The following is a 23,598-nucleotide window of genomic DNA, read 5'->3' as shown; positions in this document are numbered from 1 at the left end:
TTTCTTAAGTTGAATCTGTATGGCTTAGTAAATCGCCATATGATTGCGATGGATCATTTCCAGCGAACGTGCTTCACCTAACACCTGATGCACTTTGTCCGAGGCCAGACCTTTAATAATGTCTGCTGAACGCGAGCTAAAGTTCACCCGCCCGACAGCCACCCGATGGCCTTGACGATCGACACATTCCACCACATCACCACGCTCGAAATGCCCTTCCACGGCGCGTACACCCACCGGTAACAGGCTACGATGATTTTCCTTGATGGCTTTTACCGCACCTTCATCCAATACCAGACGGCCTGCGGTTTGCAGATGCGCCGCTAGCCATTGCTGATGTGCGGTGATACGATCATTGTCGGTAATAAACAGCGTACCGAGCATTTCGCCATCCATCAGACGGGCCAGTACATTATCACTTTCACCGCTGGCAATTAAGGTTGGACAACCCGATTTGGCTGCTAAACGCGCTGCACGGACTTTGGTCAGCATACCGCCACGGCCAAACTTGCCACCACCACCGGCCATATCGAACAGGCTTTCATCTAAAGCACGTACGGTATGGAACAGTTTGGCATCCGGATTAGAGCGCGGATCAGAATCAAACATGCCTTGCTGATCGGTCAGGATAATCAACAGATCCGCATGTACCTGTCCGGCCACCATAGCTGCCAGGGTATCGTTATCACCAAAACGGATTTCGTCAGTGGAAACCGTGTCATTTTCATTAATCACCGGAATCACGCGCCAGTCAATCAGGTGCTGCAAGGCATCACATGAATTGAGATAACGGCGACGATCTGCCAGGTCATCATGAGTTAATAACACTTGCGCAGTTTTAATGTCGTGTTTTTCCAGCACGCTGGACCAGGTTTGTACCAGGCCCATTTGACCAATGGCCGCACAAGCCTGAAGACTGGGTAGATCAGTGGGTCGATTCTCTAGTTTCATTCGAACCATGCCTTCAGCCACAGCACCGGAGGACACCAGAATAATCTCGTGTCCTGCATTATGCAGATCTGCAATCTGATTCGCCCAATGCGAAATTGCATCCAGATCTAAGCCTTTCCCGTTTGCTGTGAGTAAAGATGATCCGATTTTAACAACGATTCGTTTACAACCCTGGAGCTGACGTTGCCCATCTACCACTTCTATCATCTTGTCCTCAGTTACTCTTCATCAAGAGCTTAACGTACGTAATATACTTCCATTTCGCCATCATCTTCATCGTCATCATCGAAGTCATCGCCCTGACCCGCCAGACGTTGCTGACGACGCATTTCACGATAAGCTTCTTTAGCGGCGATGGTTTGCTCGCGTGTTTCAGCTTCAAGCTGGTCACGGAAGGCTTTCATTTCTGCTGCATAGTCTGGATCTTCAACTTCGCGTTCGCGTTGCTGTTCAATCTGATCCATCAGGTAGTACACCACTTCTTTGGTACCTTCAGACATTAGGCCCGAGGTCTGGAATACCGGACCCTCCCATTGCAGTTCTTCCAGAATATGTTTACACCATTCTTCGCGTGAATCTTCCGGTAATTGGTCGAGCTTGTTCAGCACCAAGACTACTGGCAGTTTGGCCAGCGTTGGCGAGAATTTTTCCAGCTCGTTCAAAATGGCACGGGCATTGTGTGCCGGATCTGAACCATCAATTGGCTGTACATCGACAATGTGCAGCAGAATACGGGTACGCGCTAGGTGCTTCAGGAAGCGAATCCCTAAACCAGCCCCTTCTGCGGCGCCTTCAATCAGACCTGGAATATCGGCCATCACAAAAGAACGATGACGATCGGCATCGACCACACCCAGGTTTGGCACCATGGTGGTAAACGGATAGTCTGCAACTTTTGGTTTTGCTGCCGATACTGCACGAATAAAGGTTGATTTACCGGCGTTTGGCATACCCAGTAAGCCAACATCTGCCAGCACTTTCAGCTCTAAACGGATTTCGCGGAATTCACCTTTCACACCTGTGGTAAATTTACGCGGGGTACGGTTAGTCGATGATTTGAAGTGAGTATTCCCCAAACCACCATCACCGCCCTGGGCAACCAGTACTTTCTGACCGTCTTCGACCAAGTCAGCAATAATGTCACCAGAATCTGTATCTACAATCGTGGTGCCTACCGGTACTTTCAGCACCACAGATTCACCACCACGGCCAGCACAGTTTGCGCCTGCACCATTTTTACCGCGCTCAGCACGGAATTTACGGGTATAACGATAATCTACGAGTGTACTGGTGTCGTCATCGGCCTGAATATAAATGCTACCGCCACGACCACCATCACCACCATCTGGACCACCAAATGGTACGAATTTTTCACGGCGAAAACTGGCTACGCCATTGCCACCGTCGCCAGCCTCTACGGTAATGACTGCTTCATCAACAAAGCGCATCTTGCCAATCCTCTAAAAACTTTAAAACCGCCTATTCTGCCATATTTTAAAGGATTTCTCGAATAATTTATGCAGCAAATCTATTGTGCTCACAATTCTTTTTACAATTTGTGTGTCGCCATCTAAAAAGCGCAATCTAGCTAAAACCGGACAGCGCTTATTTTTTTCCAAGCATGATATTCAGCAATCAAATGATTGTTTTTTCTTATTTCTATTTTCAGTCCACAACACCTATAGTGTGCTACTCGCTGACTTGAGAAATTGTTATGTCCTCCCCAACCGCCACGCCAGTGCTGTCCCCTCAATTTGTATTACTGATGGCGCTGGCCTGTGGCCTCTGTGCCGGTTCTGCCTATTTTAACCAGCCACTCATTTATTCAATTGAAAAAAGTCTGGGCATTAGCACCAGTCAAGCCGGCTTTGCTGTAGTAGTCGCGCAAATTGGTTATGGTTTAGGACTTATGCTATTGGTGCCACTGGGTGATTTACTCAATAAACGCAAGCTAATTGTTAGTCTGATGGTCTTCGCGGCAATTTCACAAATCCTGCTGTCTTTGAGCAGCAGCCTGTCTGGACTGTATTTCTTTACCTTATGTGCCACTTTTGGTGCGATTTCTGCGCAGGTGTTAATTCCGTTTGCCTCGACCATTAGTCCGCCGGAATCGAGTGCTGCCATTGTGGGTAAACTGATGAGTGGTCTGGTAATGGGGATTATTCTGTCGCGCACCTTTGCCGGTTTTGTATCGACTTACTGGTCATGGGAAGGTGTGTATTTATCTAGCGGAATACTGACCTTGGGCTTTGCCCTGCTGATGTGGCACAAACTGCCGAATACCGAGCCACAATCCGGTTTAACGGTGATGGGAATTTACCGTTCCTTATTTAAACTGGCGCAGCATCATCCGCATTTAATTCGCCGTGCCTGTGCCGGCGCCTTAGGCTTTGGCATTTTGTCGATGGTCTTTACCTCAATGACCTTTGTCTTGGGCAGCGCGCCTTATCATTTTAGTGATTTTGAAATTGGCCTGTTTGGCTTACTTGGCGTGATCGGGATTTATTCGGCCAGCTGGTCGGGGAAAACCGTGGGACAAGGCCAGGAAAATCTGGTTGCAACGCTCTGTATTTCCCTGATGCTGTTGTCCTGTATTCCGCTGTTTTTTGCCCAGCAGAATATTGTGGTCTACGCGATTGGGGTACTGATGAGCTATTTTGGCCTGACCGCATTTCACGTATTAAACCAGAACCTGGTCTATCGGATTGATATTAAAGCGCGTTCAAGAATTAATGCGGTATATATGACCATTTACTTTTCAGGGGCAGCCATTGGTTCACTCGGTGCGGTGTATGCCTGGGAACATTTTGAATGGATTGGCTGTGTGGCACTTGGACTAGTCTTTGCGCTTGGTATTTTAGTGATTGACCGTTTTGATTTTAAAAAGATGAAACAGGCTTAAAATATTTTGATTCATCACTGCTCATGACTCATTCATAAGATAAATCCTGCAAGTTCCTTCTCCCTTTGGGAGAAGGCTAGGATGAGGGGCTGTTATGCTGAATGAGAAGTTTAAACTAGCTTATAAAAATATTTCTTTTTATTATTGTTGATCAATTGCATAGCGCATTAACTTCTGACCTAACGCGATAAAAGTATGACCCATTTCTTTTCCAAGCCTAGATACTCGATAATCAATAAACTCGATATTTTTCGACGTTAACCTCCGCGAATAGCTTGAATATAATCCTATTCTTTTATGATTAAATTATTTAATCCTATCCTTTAAGCTTTGATCTCCAGTCGTGTCTTCCAGAAATTGAAAATGAGCCCAACATGTTTGTGCTTAAGTTATGGAATTCGGCTATGAAATAAAAGTCAAAATAATGGCATAGACCACTAAAAGTGACGCGGCCAGATGTTCAGAGGGTTTCATTCTTGCTTCCCCACAAGCAACTTAATCTATTTTGAAACGCGCGCTTTATTCTCTAAAATCTCAGGCAAACTACGCTCTACCCATCCAATCAAGTAATTTAACTTTTCAGACGCTTGCGAACCCAAAATCGTCAGCTGATATTCTACTTTTGGTGGCACAACGGGATAAACCGTTCTTAATATAAAACCATCTTGTTCCAGCATTTTTAAAGTCTGCGCTAACATTTTCTCGCTCACCCCTTCAATGCGCTGTTTTAACTCGCTAAAACGATGTACACCATCACTTAAACAGCGCAGAACCAATACCGACCATTTATTGGTTAAGTGTTCCAAAATTTCACGCGATGGACAATCTGTGGATAAAACTTGACCAAGCAATTTACTGGTTTCATAAGCTGACATAAAAATCTTTCCTGTGGGTAATAAGCTTACTTTTTGGTATGTACTTACATTTAGTAAGTTAACAGATTAGTATTTAACCATCAAGATTATTTTTCAAACAATATTGGAGTTAGATATGAATATTGCGATTACAGGTGCAACTGGTCAGTTGGGTCAATTGGTGATCCACCATCTTCTAAATTTAAGTTCAGAACATCACCTTATTGCGTTGGTCCGTAATATTGAAAAAGCCCAGGCACAATTACCGAAAGGCATCGAAATCCGCCATTTCGACTACGACAAGCCTGAAAGTTTAAGTACCGCATTATTGGGCGTAGATAAGTTACTTTTAATTTCAGCCAATGAAATTGGTCGTCGTACTGCACAACACTAAGCTGTAATTGAAGCCGCCCAGGCGAGTCAAGTTCCTTATATTGCCTATACCAGTTTGTTAAATGCAGATCACTCCAGTTTAGGCTTGGCACAGGAACATCGTGAAACTGAAAAATTGATTCAAGAAAGTGGATTGAGCTATACCCTGCTTCGCAACAACTGGTATATCGAGAACTATTTGGGTGGCTTAACCCAAGAGATCCAACATGGCACAATATATGGTGCAAGTGGGGATGGTCAAATTAGTGCCGCGTCTCGTGACGAATATGCTGAAGCAATTGCACGTGTATTACTCACGGATACCCATCTGAATAAAACCTATGAGTTGGCATCAAGCCAAAGCTTTACGAAGGCTGATCTTGCTCAAGCCATCTCCGAGGTGAGTCAACAACCAGTGCAGTACAATAACTTAAGCCCTGAAGCCTTTGAGCAACTGTTGCTACAGGTGGGCTTAGATGAGGATTTTGCCAGTTTCTTGGCGGATGTCGATGCTCAAACCCAAGATGGCGTCATGTATAGCCAAAGCCAGGATTTGCAAACATTACTGGGACGTCCAACCGCAAGTATCACAAGTATTTTGCAGAAACTGATCTAAAGTCAGCTTCAGTTTATGGATGGATCTGGCTCAGTTTCAGATCCATTTTCATATCCAGATTGGCATGTGTGCGTCGTTCAACATTACGCATCGTGGCATTAAAACCGGAAACTTTCTGCAAGGTCATTGGATCATTCAGATTTAATTGCGGCGCAAATTGATGCAGCAAGCGGACCTTTAACAGCTCATGAAATTCCAGACCGACCGGGCCATTAAATAAAATCTTGACCGGCAGCCGATAGGTGCGCTGCAAATGAAACGGCACACTCATTTTAATTGGAATATCCAGCTGTAACGGCAGTTTGGGCAATAACGGATTCTGATAGATTAAATCGGTGCTGGTCTGTAGCGGCATCAGCTGATCAATTTGAATATGGGTTTTATAGTCCACTTTTACATCAATCGGTGTGGTGACTACAAATTGCAGATTGGCCGGATATTTACCTTCTAACGGCAATTGCACCTGCTGATCCAGCTGAGTTTCAGTATCTAAATGGCCTTGGGTATGGGCCTGTAAATAATTGCCGACCTCAATATGAGTAGGTAAATCTTCCGGTAACAACAACCGCGCTTTTTGGGCATTGACATACATCGAGGCCTGAATATTTAAATACAGCCAGAACAGAAGTGCGACCAGCGCAGCCACAATCAAGCCCAACACAAGCTGATGGCGAAGTGAAGAAAACATCTACACGCTCCTCTACTCGACCATTTGTACAGTAGTCTGTGGCTGCGCCGTTTCGGCCGTCGCCAGACGGATACTGTTTAAAGGAATATTCAGCTCACCCTGCTCAATCTTAATTGGTAAGGTATTTTTTACATCCACCGAGGCCTTCAGCGCAGCTTGAATTGGCACATTTAAATGACCTTGTACCGGAATCTGGGTATTCAGTGTGGTTTTTAAAGGAATATTCAGGTTTTCTTTTAATACCGTTTTTACCGGCGCATTAAATTTCAAATGGACTTTTTGTGCCAGCGGCACATCCATATGAATAGGCACATCCAGCACAATGGGAATGGTGCCTTTGAGCGGTAAACTGATGTCTTTTCCCATCAACCTGACTTTGACCTGGGTATCAACCGCCAAGGGCTGGTTAATTTTTAAGGTTTCCCGCACCGGAATGGTGGTACGAATTGGCACATGCGTATCAAAATACACCCGTGGATTTAAGGTCTGGGTCAACGGAATATCCAGATTTTCCTGAATGGGAATAACCGCATTGACCCGGCCACTGACATCGACATCCAGTGCATCATGAATTTTAACTTCGGCTTGGAGTGCTTCCTGCAAATCAATATTGACCTGCTGGTTTTCGAGCGGAATATAAATCTGAAAATGCCGAAAAATCCATAAGGCAATTGCTACACCTACCATGGCTGCCAGCACCATCAAGATTATGCCGCGGAGCATCAATCTGTTTGGCAACGGTTTATCCTATCTGTCATTTTTGTTTTTCTCGACAGAAATTGTGCCCAAAAACCGTGATACGGTTTGCAATTTTTTGTATAGCATCTTTGCTTATTATTTTAATGGAAGATAAAAAAAGAGCCTCAAATGAGGCTCTTTCTGATCTGCACTACAAATTAAGCATTTGTTTCAGCAGGAACTTTTGGATAGCTTACGCCACCCATCTGTTCAGCGATACGCAGTACCTGGCAGCTATAGCCAACTTCGTTGTCGTACCATACATAAGCCGTTAAACGGTTACCTGAAGTGATGGTTGCTTGCGCGTCGAATACACCTGCAGTACGTGAACCGATGAAGTCAGAAGATACCACTTCAGTCGAGTTGGTATAACCGATCTGACCTTGCAGGTTCGAGCTGATTGAGATTTGACGGATGTATTCGTTCACTTCGTCACGCTCAACTTCTTTCTCCAGCGTCAGGTTCAGAATTGCCAGTGATACGTTTGGTGTTGGAACACGTACAGAGTTACCGGTTAACTTGCCTTTCAGCGCTGGAAGTGCTTTCGCCACTGCTTTCGCTGCGCCAGTTTCAGTAATTACCATGTTCAATGTAGCAGCACGGCCACGACGGTCAGCTTTGTGGTAGTTGTCGATCAGGTTCTGGTCGTTAGTGAACGAGTGAACTGTTTCAACGTGACCGTTAAGCACCTTGTATTTGTCGTCTAACACTTTCAAGGTTGGCGTGATTGCGTTTGTAGTACAGCTTGCTGCAGAGATGATGGCATCTTCATCAAGAATGTCGCCCTGGTTTACACCATAAACAACGTTCTTCATGTCACCTTTACCAGGTGCAGTCAGAATGACACGTGCTGCGCCTGGGCATTGCAGGTGCTGAGCCAGACCGTCAGCATCACGCCATTTACCGGTGTTGTCGATTACCAGTGCATTGTTAATACCGTATGCAGTGTAATCTACTTCAGACGGGTTAGATGCATAGATCACTTTAATGAACTGACCGTTCGCAATAATTGCTTCGTTTTCTTCATCAACAGAAATGGTGCCAGAGAATGGACCATGGATCGAGTCACGACGTAATAAAGACGCACGTTTTTCCAAATCACCATCTGCAGATTTACGCACTACGATGGCTTTTAAGTTCAAGCCACGGCCAAGACCAGACTGACCAATCATTAAACGTGCCAGGATACGACCGATACGACCGAAACCGTAAAGTACAACATCACGGCCTTCTACAGAAGTTGGACGACCTTCAACCGCTTTGACTGCAGCTGCTACAAATGCATCTGCATCGCCGCCTTGCTCTTTAAAGGCAACCGCAAGTTTACCCAGGTCGATTTCAGCAGTACCAATGTTTTCAACTTTTGCTAATGCTTCAAGAATCGGGAAAGTGTGTACAACTGAAAGCTCAACGTCCATCATACGCGTGAAACGGTGTGCTTTTAAAATCTGAATCACTGAACGGTTAACTAAAGAACGTCCAAATACTGAAACAACAATATTTTTCTCACGGTACAGCTTACCGATCAAAGCGATCATTTGTTCCGCGATTTCTTCACGGTTTTTCCAGCGACCTTGGTGCTCTGCGTGTAGGGCGATGATAGTCTCTTTGCTCACAGATACGTCCTCTAATTAATTGTATATCTAGGCATAAAATTCAAAACCCGACAATTGTAATGGAATTGGCGGCAAGATTGAATCAAAAGCTGTCTAAGACCGCTCTATTTTGCTATATATTCAGTATAAATTTGCAAAATAGTTGTAATTATTTTTATGATTTCGCACCTAAATCTTTAAAAAACGCTATTTTTCATATAAAAAAGAGCAAGTTATCTGTTTGTTGCTTTATCAGACAAATTTTACCGACTGATAATAATATTTTTTTGCTATTCCAGCCGGTCCTGATAGTTCTGGACATTTTTTTGCAAGGCCCGCTCCTGCCGTTTCTGTTTCAGTACATGCAGTACACCTTCAATCACCAGCAGCAATACCGCCAGCCAGATTGGAATGTAGGTCAGCCATTCATCGGCTTCAACACGCTCGCCCAGCATCATCGAGGCGAAAGCCAGCAACACCGGTTCCAGATAGCTAAGCAAACCAAAAATCACAAAAGGCAAATAACGGCTGGCCAGAATATAACTGCCCAAACCTAAGGCACTTAAAAAGCCCAGTCCCAGCACAGCCCAGATCAGATGCGAGTAATTCAACAGCAATGCCATGCTGTCGCTATAAACAAAGCCCAGATAAAACGCGACTGGTAAAATCAGGAACAGATCCCACCAGAAACCGCCTAAATTGTCGGTTTTAAACTGACGGCGTAAAAAGAAATACAAAGGATAAGCCAGCGCCACATACACAGTTTCCCAGGCCACACTACCAATGCGCCAGATTTCATGTCCGACGCCCAGTACGGCTAGCGCCACCGCCAGCATTTGCCAGCTGGACAGTTTTTCCTTATACAGCACACAGCCAACCAGCACCATCACCAGTGGCAACAGGAAATAACCGAGCGACACTTCCAGACCACGGCCGTTAATTGGCCCCCATAAAAACAGCCACAGTTGCGTGGTACATAAGAACGAACTGATCAGCAGCCACAGCAATAAAAGCGGCTGTTGTAGCACCCGCCTGAAAATCTCGGCCACATGCTTTAAATCACCACTCCACCACATAAACAGGGTGATAAAAGGCAAGGTGGACAGCATGCGCCAGGCAAAAGTTTCTTCACTGTCTAAAGGTTGCAGAAACTGGGTATAGAAATACAGCACACCAAAAGTGATGGATGCCAATACAGACAAAGCAACGCCTTTATACATCTTTCACTCCTGATCTTTGCCGAGCGCTGATTATACTCAGTTCATCTCCGGAAAACTCTGTTCGTGCATGAATTATTGACCGAAAAATAAAAAACCATGCCGGAGCATGGTGTATTTTTAGTAGGAGATTGCTTTAACGGGCTGTCTGTTTGGTGTGAATAATATCATCCAGGTTATAGCCTAAAGATTTGGCATATTCGAGATATTCATTGATCACTTCGGGATTGGCCTGCGGGGTACGCGACAACACCCACATATATTTGCGATGTGGCTCACCGACCAGCACGGTCTGATAATCTTCATCCAGTTTTAGCACCCAGTAATCACCGCGACCAATTGGCATCCAGCGGATAAATTCTGGCAGGAAGCTGACTTTCAGTTTGGTATTAAACGGCGCATTTTGTACAAAGGCTTCACCAATAGAGACGGTTTGTTCGCCATTTTTGGTGATACAGCGATTATCGACCTTGATATTGCCATTTTCATTTAAGGTATAGGTCGCCGTGACATCCCGATCACATTTATTCTGGAAGGACATCGGTTTACGTGCCACCTCATACCAGACCCCTAGGTAACGATCCAATTCCACTTTTTCAACGGTGGGTAGTGGCTCTTTCTGGGCATAAGCCATGGTGGCCAGCCCTAAACCGACCAGCACTGCCCCGCCTACGGCAATTTTTGCCAATTTATAACTCGCTTTAGGGAGATTATTCGTTTTCATCAGGTCACCTTATAGCTTCAATATTGTTCTGGAGTTCTCAGCATACTTGGCTAAATTAACGGTAAATTCAGGTATTTACTGTTGTGTTATGTAAGGAGTTTTTTAACAGTTCCCACACTTTTCTTTACTGCAGCATTTGTGCCTTCAAACGAATAATTTCATCACGCAGACGTGCGGCCTGTTCAAACTGCAATTCTTTTGAGGCTTTGAGCATCTCTTTTTCCAGCTTGGCCACATGCTTGGCAAACAGTTTCGGGTCCGACACGATATGCCGTTCATCCGCGGTTAATGCCAAGGTTTGTGCTGCCATCTGCTCATCAATTACATCTTCTTCCAGCACCTCGCCGGTATCAATTTCTTTAATGACCTGACGCACAGCACTGCGCGGAGTAATACCATGTAGCTGGTTAAATTCAATTTGCTTGGCACGGCGACGTTCAGTTTCATCAATGGCTTTTTGCATGGAATCGGTTATCCGGTCGGCATATAAAATTGCTTTGCCGGCAATATTCCGCGCAGCACGACCAATAGTCTGAATCAGCGAACGTTCGGAACGCAGGAAGCCTTCCTTGTCGGCATCCAGAATCGCCACCAGCGAGACTTCAGGCATGTCCAGACCTTCACGCAGCAGGTTAATCCCCACCAGCACATCATAAATCCCGGTGCGCAGCTCATGAATAATCTTGACCCGCTCGACCGTATCAATATCGGAGTGCAGATAGGCCACTTTAATGCCGTATTCTTTTAAATAGGAACTTAAATCTTCGGCCATGCGCTTGGTTAAGGTCGTGACCAGAACCCGCTCGTTTTTATCTTTACGCAGGTTAATTTCCGACAGGACATCATCGACCTGGGTCAGCACCGGACGGATTTCAATTTCCGGATCAATCAAACCGGTTGGACGCACCACCTGCTCGACAATCTGCTCGGCTTTTTCCAGTTCATACTGCGCCGGTGTGGCACTGACATAAATGGTGCTTGGAATAATCCGTTCCCATTCTTCAAATTTCATTGGCCGGTTATCCAGCGCGCTTGGTAAACGGAAACCATAATTGACCAGGTTTTCCTTACGCGAACGGTCCCCTTTATACATGGCACCAATTTGCGGCACGGTAACATGCGACTCATCAATAATCAGCAAGGCATCATCCGGCACATAATCAAACAGGGTTGGTGGCGCTTCACCGGCCGGACGACCGGATAAATGACGGGAATAGTTTTCAATGCCGTTGGTATAGCCGAGCTGCTGCATCATTTCCAGATCATAACGGGTACGCTGCTCAATACGCTGTGCTTCCAGCAGCTTGTCATGTGCACGGAAAAAGCCTAAACGTTCTTTCAGTTCTTCACGAATAGTTTCAATGGCGCGCTGCAAATGGTCTTTGGGCGTGACATAGTGGCTTTTCGGGTAGATGGTGACGCGTGGCACTTTGCGGATCATTTTGCCGGTCAGCGGATCAAACCAGCGGATCGAATCAACCTCATCATCAAACAGTTCAATCCGGATGGCATTCTGCTCCGATTCTGCCGGAAAAATATCAATAATTTCACCGCGAATCCGGTAGGTCCCGCGCAAAAACTCTAGTTCATTGCGGCTATATTGCATTTCCACCAGCCGGCGGATGATGTCTTCACGTTGAATCCGGTCGCCCTGCACCACATGCAGCAACATGCTCATATAGGCATTCGGATCACCCAGACCGTAAATAGCCGATACCGATGCCACAATAATCGAGTCACGACGTTCCAGTAATGCCCGCGTCGCCGACAGTCGCATCTGGTCAATGTGATCATTAATGGCAGCATCTTTTTCAATAAAGGTATCGGAAGATGGCACATAGGCTTCCGGCTGATAGTAGTCATAATAACTGACAAAATATTCAACCGAGTTATGCGGGAAAAAGGCTTTAAATTCGCCGTAGAGCTGGGCCGCCAGAGTCTTGTTATGCGCCATCACAATAGTTGGCCGCTGTAACTGGGCAATCACGTTGGCCATGGTATAGGTCTTGCCGGAACCGGTTACCCCCAGCAGCAACTGATCATGCATGCCCTTTTGAATTCCCTGCACCAGCTTTTCAATGGCCTGCGGCTGATCTCCAGCAGGTTGATAATGGGTAACCAATTCAAAAGGTTGATGATCACTCACGGATAGCGTACTCATACAGATCGAAAAAAATAGTCTAACAGATTCAGCCTATTATCTGGCTTCAGATTGTAATTTTTGTACACTTTCTTGTCACCGGCAGCATCGGCAAGGTTCTGTTTTTAGTCCGCAGTGCAACTGAAATAAAGACCTTCACCCGCTGCTGTTTGGCACACTCTCACCAGACATACCCAGATCAAAGCAAAATCTTCATGTGAAACAGAAAAACACCCTCGTCTTGTGCTTTTTCACTTGATTCTGCCCCGCTTCACGGGCAACATGAACACAAGGGATCACATAGATTTAATGACAATGACTTACCGATATCATGATGAAAGTATTATTAAAAGCTTGCCTGAAGATACGATTTTTGTCTTTGGCAGTAATCTGGCGGGTGATCATGCCGGCGGTGCAGCGCGCACTGCCCTGCAACACTTTGGCGCCGTGCGCGGCGTAGGGCGTGGCTGGGCCGGACAAAGCTTTGCCATTCCAACCATGAACGAGCATTTGCAGCAAATGCCGCTGTCGCAAATTCAGCACTATATAGATGACTTTAAAACCTATACCAAAAATCATCCGAAAATGAAGTATTTTCTGACTTCAATTGGCTGTGGTATTGCCGGTTATAAAGTCGAGGAAATCGCCCCGATGTTTAAAGGCATTTCCCACAATGTGATTTTCCCGGCCTCCTTCCGGCCTTTTGTCGAGAAATCTTTACCGAAACTGAACCAGCATTTTCTGCATACCATTTTTCGTGATCCGGTGATTTTTGCCAGCAATCCGGATGAGCTGATTGAAGTACTGGCTTTAAATGACAATGAAAAAAGTCTGGCTAAAATTTTGCTGAATACCCAGATGTACCCGACCGACAGCAATGGCCGTGACCGGATTTTTGAAATTGAAGATATTTTATATGGCCTGAAAGACAAGGTCTTCGAATGGCAAAGCAACTCTGAAGGTTCCATGCTGTTTGGCGGGGTGATTCTAGCCTTACTGGAACTGTATAGTATTAATGAACAGGATTTTGCCGAAGTCTGGCATGGTCAACGTGAAATTACCCCACCGCGTCCGGCGCATCGGGCCAAAAAATAATCCCTCTTTTTAATACCAGAGCAGCCGGCCACTGAGCCGGCCGCTTTTTAATTCAGTGATGCAAATCACATTTATAAAAATAAACACAATTCTTATCACATAATAAAAAACTTGATTATAATTCTATTTTTCATTCACTAGAATAATCGAGCTTCAGACTATGACAATACTGGACACGCCTGTTTTTACCCTTGCGCCGATTGCCCTGTGGCTGGAAGACTTTAGTGAAATTAAAAAACAGTTTGAGCTGTGGCGCGCATAAGGCATTCAGGATTTACGTGGCTATTTACTGGAAGATCCAAGCCGTGTCATTGAATGTGCCCGTAAAATTAAAATTCTGAGCGTAAACCAGAAAACCCTGGAACTGTATGAAGCCCAAGATCTGCAGCATTTAATTAGCAACCTGGAGCAGATTTTTAAAGGTGATATGGCCAGTACCCATATTGATGAGCTGATCAGCTTGTGGGAAGGTCAAACCGAATTTTCCAGTCAGGCGGTCAATTACAGCCTGAACGGTAAACGGCTGGATATCCAGTTACGCGGCACCGTAGTCCCTTCACATGAGCATGACCTGTCTTTGGTGCTGGTCAGTACCGAAAACATTACCCCTTATACCGCAGCGCGCCGGCAGGCAGATCAGCAGCGTTTACTGGCTGAATCGCGCTTTGTCTATTCTCCCACCTCCTTGTGGGTGGAAGATTTTAGCCGGATTAAAAGCCGGCTCGATCAGCTGCGCCATTTGGGCATAGATGATTTCAATACCTTTTTAGATGTGCATCCGGATTTTATCCAGCAATGTATCCGCGATGTACTGATTATTGATGTCAATCAGGCCACGCTGGATTTATTTGGCGCCCCGGACAAAAACACCCTGCTGCAAAATATTCATAAAATTTTTGCCGGTGAAATGCAGCATACGTTCAGGGAACAGCTGATCGAGCTCTGGAACGGCAATATTCACCATCAGCGTGAAGCCATCAATTATGCGCTGGATGGCAGCATCCGCCATGTATTGCTGCAATTTACCGTATTTCCCGGCTATGAAGAGGACTGGAGCACGGTTCAGGTGGCCTTGACCGATATTACCGCGCGTAAAAAAGCCGAAAATTATCTGGAATATCTGGGCAAGCATGATGTGCTGACCAAGCTGCTGAATCGCTCGCATTATAGCGAAGAAGTGAATCGCTTAGAGCGCAGCAGTCTACGGCCTGTATCCAGTATCTATATTGATATGAATGGCTTAAAAGTTGTGAATGATGCCTTTGGCCATGATAGCGGTGATGATCTGCTCAGACGCACCGGTGAACTGCTGAATCAGCTTGTCCAGAATACCCAGTACAGTGCCTGCCGCATTGGTGGTGATGAATTTGTGATTTTGCTGCCGGGTGCCGATGAGATTGCCCTGCACAACTGTTTGGCAGGCTTGCAGGAACTGCTGTTAATTGACTGTCAGTTTCATGGTAATCAGATGCTGAATCTGTCGATTGGGTCTGCGACCACACTACCACAGGAAAGTATTGAAGAGATGCTAAAACGCGCCGATCAGGCCATGTACACCCAAAAACGCGCCTATTATGTCCAGTTTGACCGGCGTGAAACCCAGGATTAAACCCATCAAGCGCCCATAAAAAATGCCACAGAACGTGGCATTTTTCTTAGCGTTTACCCATAGATTTACGGGTCCCACGTGGTGGTGGAAACAGCTTGTCGGCATAACCTTCATCTTTAGGACGAACCTGATTATGCAAGGCATCCATCTGGGCTTTTTCTTCCGCAGATGGCATTGGGAATGGGAGTTTTACCACAGGTTTTTTTGAAGTAGGCTGCTGCTTACTCATGACGATAACTCAAATCAAATTAGCGCTATTTTAAGGTTTTTTGCAGTCAGAAGCGAGCCTCCGGCTTTTTATTCTCAAAAATGCCTTATTTTGAGGCGCAGAAGCACAAATTTCGTGATTTTTTATTAATTTGTTGAGATTTTAAACGACGAAGTGACTATTTTTGAGCTAAGATAGTGTGCTTTTTATTTTTTAATCCCTATAAGAAGGAATACTGCCGTGGACGTACGTCTCTCTGATCGTGTAAATGCCATCAAACCGTCCCCAACGCTTGCTGTGACAAACAAAGCTGCTGAATTGAAAGCTGCTGGTCATAACGTAATTGGCTTGGGTGCAGGCGAACCGGATTTCGATACACCACAACACATCAAAGATGCAGCAATTGCAGCGATTAACAACGGTTTTACCAAATATACCGCTGTTGACGGTACGCCAGGCCTGAAAAAAGCCATTATTGCGAAACTAAAACGTGACAATAACCTTGACTACCAAGCCAACCAGATTCTGGTGTCTTGCGGTGGTAAACAATCATTCTTTAACTTGGCACTTGCACTGTTAAACAAAGGTGATGAAGTGATCATCCCTGCGCCATTCTGGGTAAGCTATCCAGATATGGTCATCATCGCTGAAGGCGTGCCAGTGATTGTAAAATGTGGCGAAGAACAACGCTTCAAAATCACTCCTGCTCAGTTAGAAGCAGCCATCACAGACAAAACCCGTTTAGTGGTACTGAACAGCCCGTCTAACCCGACAGGTATGATCTACACCAAAGCTGAACTGGAAGCTCTGGCTGAAGTACTGCGTAAATACCCAGAAGTGTATATCGCATCTGACGACATGTACGAACCAATCCGCTGGGATGACGAGTTCTACAACATCGCTACTGTTGCACCAGACCTGTATGACCGCACTATCGTGTTAAACGGTGTGTCTAAAGCCTATGCCATGACTGGCTGGCGTATCGGCTATGCAGCGGGCCCTGCTAAATTGATCGGCGCGATGAAAAAAATCCAGTCTCAGTCTACGTCTAACCCGACGTCTATTTCACAAGTAGCTGCAGAAGCTGCATTAAACGGTCCTCAAGACGTTCTACAACCAATGATTGAAGCGTTTAAACGCCGTCATGACCTGGTGGTAAACGGCCTGAACGACATCAAAGGTATTTCTTGCTTACCTGCAGATGGTGCGTTCTATGCTTACGCCAACATCAAACCACTGATTCGTGCTAAAGGCTTAAAATCTTGCACAGAATTCTCTGCATGGTTACTGGAAGAAACGGGCGTGGCCGTGGTTCCAGGTGATGCATTCGGTTTAGGCGGTTTCATGCGTATCTCTTATGCAACGGCTGATGAAGTGCTGGTAGATGCGTTAGCGCGTATCAAGAAAGCGGCGGATTCAATCGAAGGCGTTGATGAAGCGATTGCGTCGATCGAAGCTGAAAAAGCTGCTCAATAATCTCTTCTGAGCAATAAAAAAACCGCGACCTGTTCGCGGTTTTTTTATGGCCTGATTTAACTCTAAACGCTCAATTCAGCGGACCATAGATAACGGATAGATGGCCTTTTTCAGCGCCTGAATGAGCTGACTGCGTGAGATGTCAGGACGGTCTGTACCCTTATAAATACAGTAATATTTAAAGGCACTATCCAGACTCACCCGCAGTTCTTTTTGTTCAGAAGCCGACCAGACCCGGCAGCGGTTACTACCCGACAAGGCACTGCCGGCAAGCTGATACAGGTATAAATCCTGGCTGCGCTGTAATGGCGTGCGGGTTGCATGATCCGGATGCTCTGAAAGCTGGAAACATGGCCCATTGATCAGCCATTTTTCACTAAACCACAGCTGCAGCAAATCGCCCAGATACAGATCGACATGCCCGACTGGCCATATGTTGATATAGGCCGAAGCAACAGGCGTATAATAATCTGCTGGATTGCTGATAAGAGAAAGGTAGTTGTCTTTGTAAAAATTGAGATTTGCAAAAATTTCAGGGATGCTGAGCGTATTCATTCGCTGTCTCCGATTTAGCCATTTTTGTGCTGGCAAGTTGGTTTAAATCCACACTGTTTAACCATTTGGTCAAACGACTTTCTGGATTTAATCTAACAACAGATTTTTTGCTTTGCAAGATTTTTTCGTGTTTTATTTTATTTTGCACAAATAAAAAGCATATAAACTTTAAATGTAAAAAAGATGACAGTTTTCGCTTGACCCCTGCTGAAATCCCTCTATAATCGCATTCAGATTCTCCCATAGCTCAGTCGGTAGAGCGACGGACTGTTAATCCGCAGGTCCCTGGTTCGAGCCCAGGTGGGAGAGCCAAATTCAAGAAAGCCCAAGCATTTAAGACTTGGGCTTTTTTATTGCCAAAATTTATAGCTTTCAATCTTTTTAATTCCTACAGCGATTCACATCTGAAGGTTATAAAAAAAGAAGATTAGGATCTTCCCGAGCGATCTAATGGCGAGACGTCAATCGCCAGATCAGCAGAGCATCTATCTTCAAAAACAGGTAAATCAGCCCTGATTCCCCTTCTCACAGCCATAAAAAAACGGAACCGAAGTCCCGTTTTCTCTCAAAAAATATTGACTGTTTCAAGCTGCCTGCGCCGGCACACCGCTATGGAAACGGAAAGTATCATCCGGGCTTAAAATCAGATTTTTTTCCACTTCACGAATATGCTGAATCCGGCCCTGAATATCTTCTTCCGGATTTTTTAGCTTGGCAGTTTTGGCAACGTCCAATGCTAGTGCCAGATAATCTTCATAATGACGCGATTCAGATTTCAGCAAATAGCGGTAGTAACGCCCCAGCTCTTCATCAACATGCGGTGCCAAGGCATAAAACCGCTCGCAGGAACGCGCTTCTACAAAGGCGCCAATCACCAGTACATCAATTAACGCTTCTGGCTCGTAGGTACGGATTTCTTTGCGTAAGCCGCCAGCATAACGACCTGCGCTTAAGCCTTTCCACTCCTGTCCGCGTTTGTTCATGAATTCCAGCACCTGTTCATAGTGCAGCATTTCTTCACGAACCAGTTGCGCCAGCTTGACCTGCAAATCGGTAAAGAAGCTGTAGCGGAACATCAGGTTCATGGCTGTACCGGCGGCTTTTTTCTCGCAGTTAGCATGATCCTGCATCAGGATTTCCAGATTATTCAGTGCTTCGTCCAGCCAGGCTTGCGGGGTTTCACAGCCCAGGAAGCCGATCACCGGCTTCATGAGCTCATCATAATTGATTGTCGACATACAAAAACTTCAAGATTATCGTGCAGCTTTAATCGCTGCTTTCATTTGCTGTACAGCTTGGGCCAGACCCACAAACACCGCATCGGCAATGAGCGAGTGACCAATATTCAGTTCGTGAATTTGCGGAATTGCGGCAATCGGCGTCACGTTATCTAAATTCAGGCCATGGCCGGCATTCACCACCAGACCTTTGGCCGCGGCATATTCGGCACCTTTCACAATACGTTCCAGCTCAGCCTGCTGCGCCTCTGCGGTTTCAGCATCGGCGTAGGCACCGGTATGAATTTCAATGGTTGGTGCACCACAAGCAACTGCGGCATCAATCTGGGCAAAGTCAGCATCAATAAACAGGGATACATCACAACCCAGAACAGAGAGAGCCTGCGTTGCCGCTTTTACCGCAGCAAAATTACCGACCACATCCAGTCCACCTTCAGTGGTGACTTCCTGGCGTTTTTCCGGAACAAAGCAAACATGATGCGGTTTGATTTCTTTGGCGAACTCGACCATTTCATCAGTCACCGCCATTTCCAGATTCATGCGGGTTTTCAGCAATGGACGCATACGACGCACATCATCATCCTGAATATGACGACGATCTTCACGCAGATGCAAGGTAATACCCTCTGCACCAGCCTGTTCACAAATCAGTGCGGCATTGACCGGATCTGGGTAAGTGGTGCCACGTGCTTGTCGCAATGTTGCAACATGGTCAATATTTACACCAAGTAATGCAGCCATACTCTTTTCCTAATTACGATTGTGTTTGGGAGTTCTGTATCCACAATTGACGACTTTTTAACGGCCGATCTCCCAGCAGGGAGCTGATCATCTGCCGATATAATTTAGACAGTAATTGTAACTGTTCTGGATTAAAATCCCTACCCTTTTCATGGTCACGCATACTCAAAATCTGCGCGCCACTTAAACCAGAACGGGAAGCCTGCGCCGTTGGCATAAAGCCTTCATTTAATAAAAACTGGTACTGCTGCGTTGCACCAATCGGCTGCTGGTTGGCATCCACTTCAAAGTCGATGGCATAACCCAGTTCTTGCAGCAACACATGCTCAAACTGGCGCAGAATCTGTCTTAAAAAGCTGTTCGGCTGCGGATGGCTCGACAGCTGCTGCAATTGCTGCAAAGTCGTGGCATATTGCAGAAAAGTCTCGGGCATCTCGACTTCGAGCGGACACAGACGCAGCAAAATTTCATTCAGATAAAAACCGGAGAAAAAGGCATCGCCAAAGAAAAATACGGGCTGGTTGATAATTTCCAGTTTGGTAAAATTTTTCAGTTCAGATTTACCCGAGGCCTGTAGGCTAATCGGTTGATATTGTGGTGGCGGGGTTTGTCTTAAAATACCATCAATCCGCCCATATTCCTGGGTAAACAGATGCACAATATGACTACGCTCGCGGTATTTACGATGATGGATCAGGTAGCCATGCAAGACTTCATTACGCATGCGGGCAGGATATCAGCCTAATCATCTTTCTTTTTGCTTTCATCTTCTTCATCCCCATCGGGAATGACTGCACCGACCACAGCGGCCGTGCCTTTGACCACGCCTTTGGTGGTTTTATAGGCCACTTTAACCGGAACTGTAACCACCTTATGAATACAGCCTTGCAGCATGAACATGCAGGCTAAAATCACAGCAATTTTGGTCATTACAGTTCCTCGTTTCATGGCTTAGATATCGCTATATCCCAAGCTTTTTAATGCACGTTCATCATCTGACCAGCCACCTTTGACTTTCACCCAAAGCGTGAGCATGATTTTCTGTTCGAACATTTTTTCCATATCGACACGGGCATCCATCCCGATTTTTTTCAGCTTAGCACCTTTTTCACCAATCACAATGGCTTTTTGCCCCGGACGGTCTACAAAGATGGTGGCATCAATATAGGTACAAGCCGGTTTCATACGACCGGTTTTTTCATTTAAAGCCGGCTCTTCGGTTTTAAATGATTCAATCTGTACGGTTAAATCGTATGGCAGTTCTTCACCGAGCTGACGCATGATTTTTTCACGAATAATTTCAGAGGCCAGGAAGCGCTCGGAACGGTCGGTAACCTGATCAAATGAATATAGCGGTGGCTGGAATGGCAGATACTGCTCAATGGTGTCACGCAGATGTTCCAGATTGGCACCACGCAGCGCAGATACCGGTACAATTTCTGCGAAGTTCATCAGCTTGGCGCGCTCCTGAATCAGCGGCAGCGCCTGATTTTTATTCTCGAAGGTATCCAGTTTATTGATCACCAGAATGACTGGCATGTCTGCATTTTTCAATTTCTCCAGTACGAGTTCATCGTTCTGGGTCCATTTTTGTGCATCGACGACGAATAATACCAGGTTCACATCACGCAGCGCCGAGTGCGCGGCACGGTTCATCATTTTGTTGATGGCACGCACTTCTTTTTTGTGCATCCCCGGGGTATCGACATAGACCGCCTGAGATTTTTCACGCGAATCAATCCCGACAATTTTATAGCGGGTGGTTTGCGGCTTACGTGAAGTAATAGACAGTTTTTGACCCAACAAGTGGTTCATCAGGGTAGATTTACCCACGTTTGGCCGGCCCACAATGGCCACAAATCCGCTACGGTAATCCGATGGAATTTCCTGACCTTGTGAACTGAAGAATTGATTGATTAAATCGTGGCTGTCGCTTTGCGACTCGTGATCAGCATCGTTGTGATCGGAATGGATTGTCATTGAGACGTTTGCTCCAAGAGTTTTAAAATTTCCGCGGCAACTGCCTGCTCGGCAAAGCGGCGGCTAGAACCTTCACCTTTCATTACCGGTAAAGCATCGACCCGGCATTCCACCTTGAAATGCTGGTTCGGGGCATCACCCTGAATATCTACAACCTCGTAAACTGGGAGAGGTTTTTTACGTGCTTGTAAATACTCTTGTAGGCGTGATTTTGGATCTTTGAGCTGATCGGTCGGCTCAATATGATCCAGATAAGGCACGTACCATTTTAACACAATCGTCTGTAGCAGGTTTAAATCCCCACAGTCGATATAAATCGCACCAATAATCGCCTCGACTGCATCTGCAAGTATAGACTCGCGATGATGACCGCCTGATTTCAATTCACCGGTACTGAGAATTAAATTTTGACTGAGTTTTAAATCATTGGCGATTTTACCCAGCGCTTCCTGACGCACCAGCGTTGCGCGCATACGGGTCAGCCGCCCTTCGTTTTCCTGCGGATAGGCGGTGTAGAGATAATTGGCAATAATCATCCCTAAAAGTGAATCGCCTAGAAATTCTAGGCGTTCATAGTTGTGTTTGTGACTGACCGAACGATGCGTCAGCGCCAGCTTGAGCAGATCCGGCTGTTTAAACTGGTATCCGATGCGGCTGGCCAAACGCGTTTCATTGAGCTTGGACTGAGCTTTGATCAAAACTTTTCTCGAATTTCATGACAATATCAATATTCAATAAGAACGGTTTTCTTATCTCATAGTCTTTCTTCACCTGTAGACCATCTACATTGGTGACCTGGGCAACATCCGCAAATTTAATATCACGAATATTGTTCATACTTAAACGCTTATCCATTTCCCCAATGAATTTTTGCGGACTCAGGTTTTTGGGTCCATGAATCAACTGCTCTTTAATCTGGTTATCCAGCATTCGATCATCGAAATACGGTCCCCAAACCGCAACTGCAATTTTTGCCATAAAAGCAAAACCAATAATTGCAACCAGAATTGCAATATACGATGCCCCTTGTTGATGACGCATTTTGTTATTTTCCTAATGGATGATTTTAATCTATGCTGCCGTTTCGGCTAAAAGACGGCAATTTAAAACCAGGCTCTTTGTGCATCCAGATATAGACGGCACGGCCGGTCAGGTTTTCTTCAGGTACAAAACCCCAGAAACGGCTGTCAGCACTCTGATCGCGGTTATCCCCTAACGCGAAGTAATGACCTTCTGGAACTTTGACTTCCCAATATAAACCATTTGTAGAAGCATATTTACCATTTTCGACATAATTAATAAAGGGTGCCTGACGCGCCACGTTTACGCCTTCCAGTTCACGCATGGTAAAAGTATGCTTGCCTAAAGTTTCCTGATGGTAAATCGAGTTGGGTGTATCGAGGCTGTCTTTTTCACGGCTAAATTCCAGTGCAACTTTCTGCACCTTTTCGCCGTTAATGGTAAATTGGCCATGATCATAAACAATATGATCACCCGGTAAACCCACAATCCGCTTAATGTAGCTAATGCTTGGTTGTGGCGGATAACGGAACACCGCCACATCACCGCGTTCTGGCGAACCGGTATCAATAATTTTGCTGTTGACGATTGGCAAACGCACGCCATAGTCAAATTTATTTACCAGAATAAAATCCCCGGTCTCCAGGGTTGGCACCATTGAATCTGACGGGATATTAAACGGCTCATATAAAAACGAACGCAGCACCAGCACAACGGCCAGTACCGGCCAGAAGTCATACGCCCATGTGATAATGAAATTTTCATTGCCCCGCCCTTTGGTCTGTCTTTGCTTGAAGACAAATTTATCCAGCAACCACACAGCAATAAAAAACAGCGTGGCAGGAACGAGGATCAAATTAAAATCAAAATCCATGGGCG

22 protein-coding genes, 1 tRNA gene and 2 pseudogenes are annotated in these 23,598 nt (G+C 45.6%); 6 read left to right on the top strand and 19 right to left on the bottom strand.

Annotated features, from left to right (window positions below):
- Positions 1 to 24: 24 nt before the first annotated feature.
- Together proB and cgtA are read right to left on the bottom strand one after the other, a co-directional pair.
- Complete coding sequence (gene proB / locus ACPEPR_RS02865; protein WP_005176735.1) at positions 25 to 1,158, bottom strand: glutamate 5-kinase; 1,134 nt, start codon at positions 1,156 to 1,158, stop codon at positions 25 to 27.
- Between the two features lie 29 nt (positions 1,159 to 1,187).
- Positions 1,188 to 2,399 (bottom strand): Obg family GTPase CgtA, encoded by a 1,212-nt coding sequence (cgtA, locus tag ACPEPR_RS02860; protein ID WP_016660051.1) that lies wholly within the window; start codon positions 2,397 to 2,399, stop codon positions 1,188 to 1,190.
- A 266-nt stretch (positions 2,400 to 2,665) separates the two neighbouring features.
- On the opposite strand from cgtA, the gene ACPEPR_RS02855 reads away from it, so the two are divergent.
- The gene (locus tag ACPEPR_RS02855; protein WP_423561897.1) at positions 2,666 to 3,853 is read left to right on the top strand and encodes an MFS transporter; all 1,188 of its coding nucleotides are present in this window, start codon (positions 2,666 to 2,668) and stop codon (positions 3,851 to 3,853) included.
- 500 nt (positions 3,854 to 4,353) lie between these two features.
- On the opposite strand, the gene ACPEPR_RS02850 is transcribed toward ACPEPR_RS02855, so the two are convergent.
- Positions 4,354 to 4,728 carry a winged helix-turn-helix transcriptional regulator gene (locus ACPEPR_RS02850; protein WP_016660049.1) on the bottom strand — a complete coding sequence of 125 codons (375 nt, stop codon included), beginning with the start codon at positions 4,726 to 4,728 and terminating at the stop codon, positions 4,354 to 4,356.
- Between the two features lie 115 nt (positions 4,729 to 4,843).
- Here ACPEPR_RS02850 and ACPEPR_RS02845 point away from each other — a divergent pair.
- Positions 4,844 to 5,695: pseudogene (locus ACPEPR_RS02845) on the top strand (SDR family oxidoreductase).
- 13 nt (positions 5,696 to 5,708) lie between these two features.
- On the opposite strand, the gene ACPEPR_RS02840 reads toward ACPEPR_RS02845, so the two are convergent.
- From ACPEPR_RS02840 to uvrB, 6 genes are all read right to left on the bottom strand, one after another.
- The gene (locus ACPEPR_RS02840; protein WP_423561896.1) at positions 5,709 to 6,383 is read right to left on the bottom strand and encodes a hypothetical protein; all 675 of its coding nucleotides are present in this window, start codon (positions 6,381 to 6,383) and stop codon (positions 5,709 to 5,711) included.
- Positions 6,384 to 6,395: 12 nt separating this feature from the next.
- Positions 6,396 to 7,106, bottom strand: a complete 711-nt coding sequence (locus ACPEPR_RS02835) for an MFS transporter (RefSeq protein ID WP_423561914.1) — start codon at positions 7,104 to 7,106, stop codon at positions 6,396 to 6,398.
- Between the two features lie 173 nt (positions 7,107 to 7,279).
- Positions 7,280 to 8,737, bottom strand: a complete 1,458-nt coding sequence (locus tag ACPEPR_RS02830) for a glyceraldehyde-3-phosphate dehydrogenase (protein WP_075167798.1) — start codon at positions 8,735 to 8,737, stop codon at positions 7,280 to 7,282.
- Positions 8,738 to 9,006: 269 nt separating this feature from the next.
- Positions 9,007 to 9,936: an EamA family transporter RarD gene (rarD, locus tag ACPEPR_RS02825; protein ID WP_005176706.1), complete on the bottom strand. Its 930-nt coding sequence runs from the start codon at positions 9,934 to 9,936 to the stop codon at positions 9,007 to 9,009.
- 133 nt (positions 9,937 to 10,069) lie between these two features.
- Positions 10,070 to 10,657, bottom strand: a complete 588-nt coding sequence (locus ACPEPR_RS02820; RefSeq protein ID WP_005176705.1) for a lipocalin family protein — start codon at positions 10,655 to 10,657, stop codon at positions 10,070 to 10,072.
- Positions 10,658 to 10,781: 124 nt separating this feature from the next.
- Entirely contained in the window at positions 10,782 to 12,803 is a 2,022-nt protein-coding gene (gene uvrB, locus ACPEPR_RS02815; RefSeq protein WP_035362953.1) for an excinuclease ABC subunit UvrB, read from the bottom strand.
- 309 nt (positions 12,804 to 13,112) lie between these two features.
- Between uvrB and ACPEPR_RS02810 the strand changes: the two genes are divergently transcribed.
- Together ACPEPR_RS02810 and ACPEPR_RS02805 are read left to right on the top strand one after the other, a co-directional pair.
- Entirely contained in the window at positions 13,113 to 13,892 is a 780-nt protein-coding gene (locus ACPEPR_RS02810; RefSeq protein WP_045795109.1) for an A1S_2505 family phage non-structural protein, read from the top strand.
- 160 nt (positions 13,893 to 14,052) lie between these two features.
- A pseudogene (locus ACPEPR_RS02805) lies at positions 14,053 to 15,501 on the top strand (diguanylate cyclase domain-containing protein).
- A gap of 46 nt (positions 15,502 to 15,547) precedes the next feature.
- On the opposite strand, the gene ACPEPR_RS02800 reads toward ACPEPR_RS02805, so the two are convergent.
- Complete coding sequence (locus ACPEPR_RS02800) at positions 15,548 to 15,730, bottom strand: hypothetical protein (protein WP_005176699.1); 183 nt, start codon at positions 15,728 to 15,730, stop codon at positions 15,548 to 15,550.
- 219 nt (positions 15,731 to 15,949) lie between these two features.
- Between ACPEPR_RS02800 and ACPEPR_RS02795 the strand changes: the two genes are divergently transcribed.
- Complete coding sequence (locus ACPEPR_RS02795) at positions 15,950 to 17,185, top strand: pyridoxal phosphate-dependent aminotransferase (protein ID WP_005176698.1); 1,236 nt, start codon at positions 15,950 to 15,952, stop codon at positions 17,183 to 17,185.
- Between the two features lie 75 nt (positions 17,186 to 17,260).
- Here ACPEPR_RS02795 and ACPEPR_RS02790 read toward each other — a convergent pair whose 3' ends face one another.
- Positions 17,261 to 17,740, bottom strand: a complete 480-nt coding sequence (locus ACPEPR_RS02790; protein WP_423561895.1) for a hypothetical protein — start codon at positions 17,738 to 17,740, stop codon at positions 17,261 to 17,263.
- Between the two features lie 236 nt (positions 17,741 to 17,976).
- Here ACPEPR_RS02790 and ACPEPR_RS02785 point away from each other — a divergent pair.
- Positions 17,977 to 18,052, top strand: a tRNA-Asn gene (locus ACPEPR_RS02785).
- Positions 18,053 to 18,324: 272 nt separating this feature from the next.
- On the opposite strand, the gene ACPEPR_RS02780 is transcribed toward ACPEPR_RS02785, so the two are convergent.
- Genes ACPEPR_RS02780 through lepB form a run of 8 tightly spaced genes read right to left on the bottom strand, consistent with a single transcriptional unit; the run spans position 18,325 to position 23,593 of the window.
- Entirely contained in the window at positions 18,325 to 18,978 is a 654-nt protein-coding gene (locus tag ACPEPR_RS02780; protein ID WP_005176696.1) for a tRNA-(ms[2]io[6]A)-hydroxylase, read from the bottom strand.
- A gap of 15 nt (positions 18,979 to 18,993) precedes the next feature.
- Positions 18,994 to 19,719, bottom strand: a complete 726-nt coding sequence (gene pdxJ, locus ACPEPR_RS02775; RefSeq protein WP_016660036.1) for a pyridoxine 5'-phosphate synthase — start codon at positions 19,717 to 19,719, stop codon at positions 18,994 to 18,996.
- Between the two features lie 13 nt (positions 19,720 to 19,732).
- Positions 19,733 to 20,443 (bottom strand): DNA repair protein RecO, encoded by a 711-nt coding sequence (recO, locus tag ACPEPR_RS02770; RefSeq protein WP_016660035.1) that lies wholly within the window; start codon positions 20,441 to 20,443, stop codon positions 19,733 to 19,735.
- Between the two features lie 17 nt (positions 20,444 to 20,460).
- Positions 20,461 to 20,649 (bottom strand): NF038104 family lipoprotein, encoded by a 189-nt coding sequence (locus tag ACPEPR_RS02765; RefSeq protein WP_005176688.1) that lies wholly within the window; start codon positions 20,647 to 20,649, stop codon positions 20,461 to 20,463.
- A gap of 21 nt (positions 20,650 to 20,670) precedes the next feature.
- Positions 20,671 to 21,699 (bottom strand): GTPase Era, encoded by a 1,029-nt coding sequence (gene era / locus ACPEPR_RS02760; RefSeq protein ID WP_423561893.1) that lies wholly within the window; start codon positions 21,697 to 21,699, stop codon positions 20,671 to 20,673.
- Positions 21,696 to 22,397, bottom strand: coding sequence for a ribonuclease III (gene rnc, locus ACPEPR_RS02755; protein ID WP_005176685.1), 702 nt, complete (start codon positions 22,395 to 22,397; stop codon positions 21,696 to 21,698). Before rnc ends, era begins: the two co-directional genes overlap by 4 nt.
- Entirely contained in the window at positions 22,369 to 22,740 is a 372-nt protein-coding gene (locus tag ACPEPR_RS02750) for a DUF4845 domain-containing protein (protein WP_005176678.1), read from the bottom strand. Before ACPEPR_RS02750 ends, rnc begins: the two co-directional genes overlap by 29 nt.
- Positions 22,741 to 22,765: 25 nt before the next feature.
- A complete protein-coding gene (gene lepB, locus ACPEPR_RS02745; RefSeq protein WP_005176674.1) occupies positions 22,766 to 23,593 on the bottom strand; it encodes a signal peptidase I in 828 nt (275 codons plus the stop codon).
- Between the last annotated feature and the right edge of the window lie 5 nt (positions 23,594 to 23,598).

Source organism: Acinetobacter sp. AND/436, from assembly GCF_049546925.1.
Taxonomy (GTDB): domain Bacteria; phylum Pseudomonadota; class Gammaproteobacteria; order Pseudomonadales; family Moraxellaceae; genus Acinetobacter; species Acinetobacter indicus.
The sequence above is the reverse complement of the archived record's forward strand: the minus strand, read 5'-3'. Positions and strand labels throughout refer to the sequence as shown.

What these genes read in the sequence shown, in the direction of transcription:
- era (WP_423561893.1), bottom strand. Translation starts at nt 21,699, where the DNA reads ATGACAATCCATTCCGATCACAACGATGCTGATCACGAGTCGCAAAGC.
- ACPEPR_RS02765 (WP_005176688.1), bottom strand. Translation starts at nt 20,649, where the DNA reads ATGACCAAAATTGCTGTGATTTTAGCCTGCATGTTCATGCTGCAAGGC.
- ACPEPR_RS02835 (WP_423561914.1), bottom strand. Translation starts at nt 7,106, where the DNA reads ATGCTCCGCGGCATAATCTTGATGGTGCTGGCAGCCATGGTAGGTGTA.
- lepB (WP_005176674.1), bottom strand. Translation starts at nt 23,593, where the DNA reads ATGGATTTTGATTTTAATTTGATCCTCGTTCCTGCCACGCTGTTTTTT.
- ACPEPR_RS02800 (WP_005176699.1), bottom strand. Translation starts at nt 15,730, where the DNA reads ATGAGTAAGCAGCAGCCTACTTCAAAAAAACCTGTGGTAAAACTCCCA.
- ACPEPR_RS02750 (WP_005176678.1), bottom strand. Translation starts at nt 22,740, where the DNA reads ATGCGTCATCAACAAGGGGCATCGTATATTGCAATTCTGGTTGCAATT.
- proB (WP_005176735.1), bottom strand. Translation starts at nt 1,158, where the DNA reads ATGATAGAAGTGGTAGATGGGCAACGTCAGCTCCAGGGTTGTAAACGA.
- pdxJ (WP_016660036.1), bottom strand. Translation starts at nt 19,719, where the DNA reads ATGGCTGCATTACTTGGTGTAAATATTGACCATGTTGCAACATTGCGA.
- ACPEPR_RS02850 (WP_016660049.1), bottom strand. Translation starts at nt 4,728, where the DNA reads ATGTCAGCTTATGAAACCAGTAAATTGCTTGGTCAAGTTTTATCCACA.
- ACPEPR_RS02790 (WP_423561895.1), bottom strand. Translation starts at nt 17,740, where the DNA reads ATGAATACGCTCAGCATCCCTGAAATTTTTGCAAATCTCAATTTTTAC.
- cgtA (WP_016660051.1), bottom strand. Translation starts at nt 2,399, where the DNA reads ATGCGCTTTGTTGATGAAGCAGTCATTACCGTAGAGGCTGGCGACGGT.
- ACPEPR_RS02855 (WP_423561897.1), top strand. Translation starts at nt 2,666, where the DNA reads ATGTCCTCCCCAACCGCCACGCCAGTGCTGTCCCCTCAATTTGTATTA.
- ACPEPR_RS02840 (WP_423561896.1), bottom strand. Translation starts at nt 6,383, where the DNA reads ATGTTTTCTTCACTTCGCCATCAGCTTGTGTTGGGCTTGATTGTGGCT.
- recO (WP_016660035.1), bottom strand. Translation starts at nt 20,443, where the DNA reads ATGCGTAATGAAGTCTTGCATGGCTACCTGATCCATCATCGTAAATAC.
- ACPEPR_RS02780 (WP_005176696.1), bottom strand. Translation starts at nt 18,978, where the DNA reads ATGTCGACAATCAATTATGATGAGCTCATGAAGCCGGTGATCGGCTTC.
- rarD (WP_005176706.1), bottom strand. Translation starts at nt 9,936, where the DNA reads ATGTATAAAGGCGTTGCTTTGTCTGTATTGGCATCCATCACTTTTGGT.
- ACPEPR_RS02810 (WP_045795109.1), top strand. Translation starts at nt 13,113, where the DNA reads ATGACTTACCGATATCATGATGAAAGTATTATTAAAAGCTTGCCTGAA.
- ACPEPR_RS02820 (WP_005176705.1), bottom strand. Translation starts at nt 10,657, where the DNA reads ATGAAAACGAATAATCTCCCTAAAGCGAGTTATAAATTGGCAAAAATT.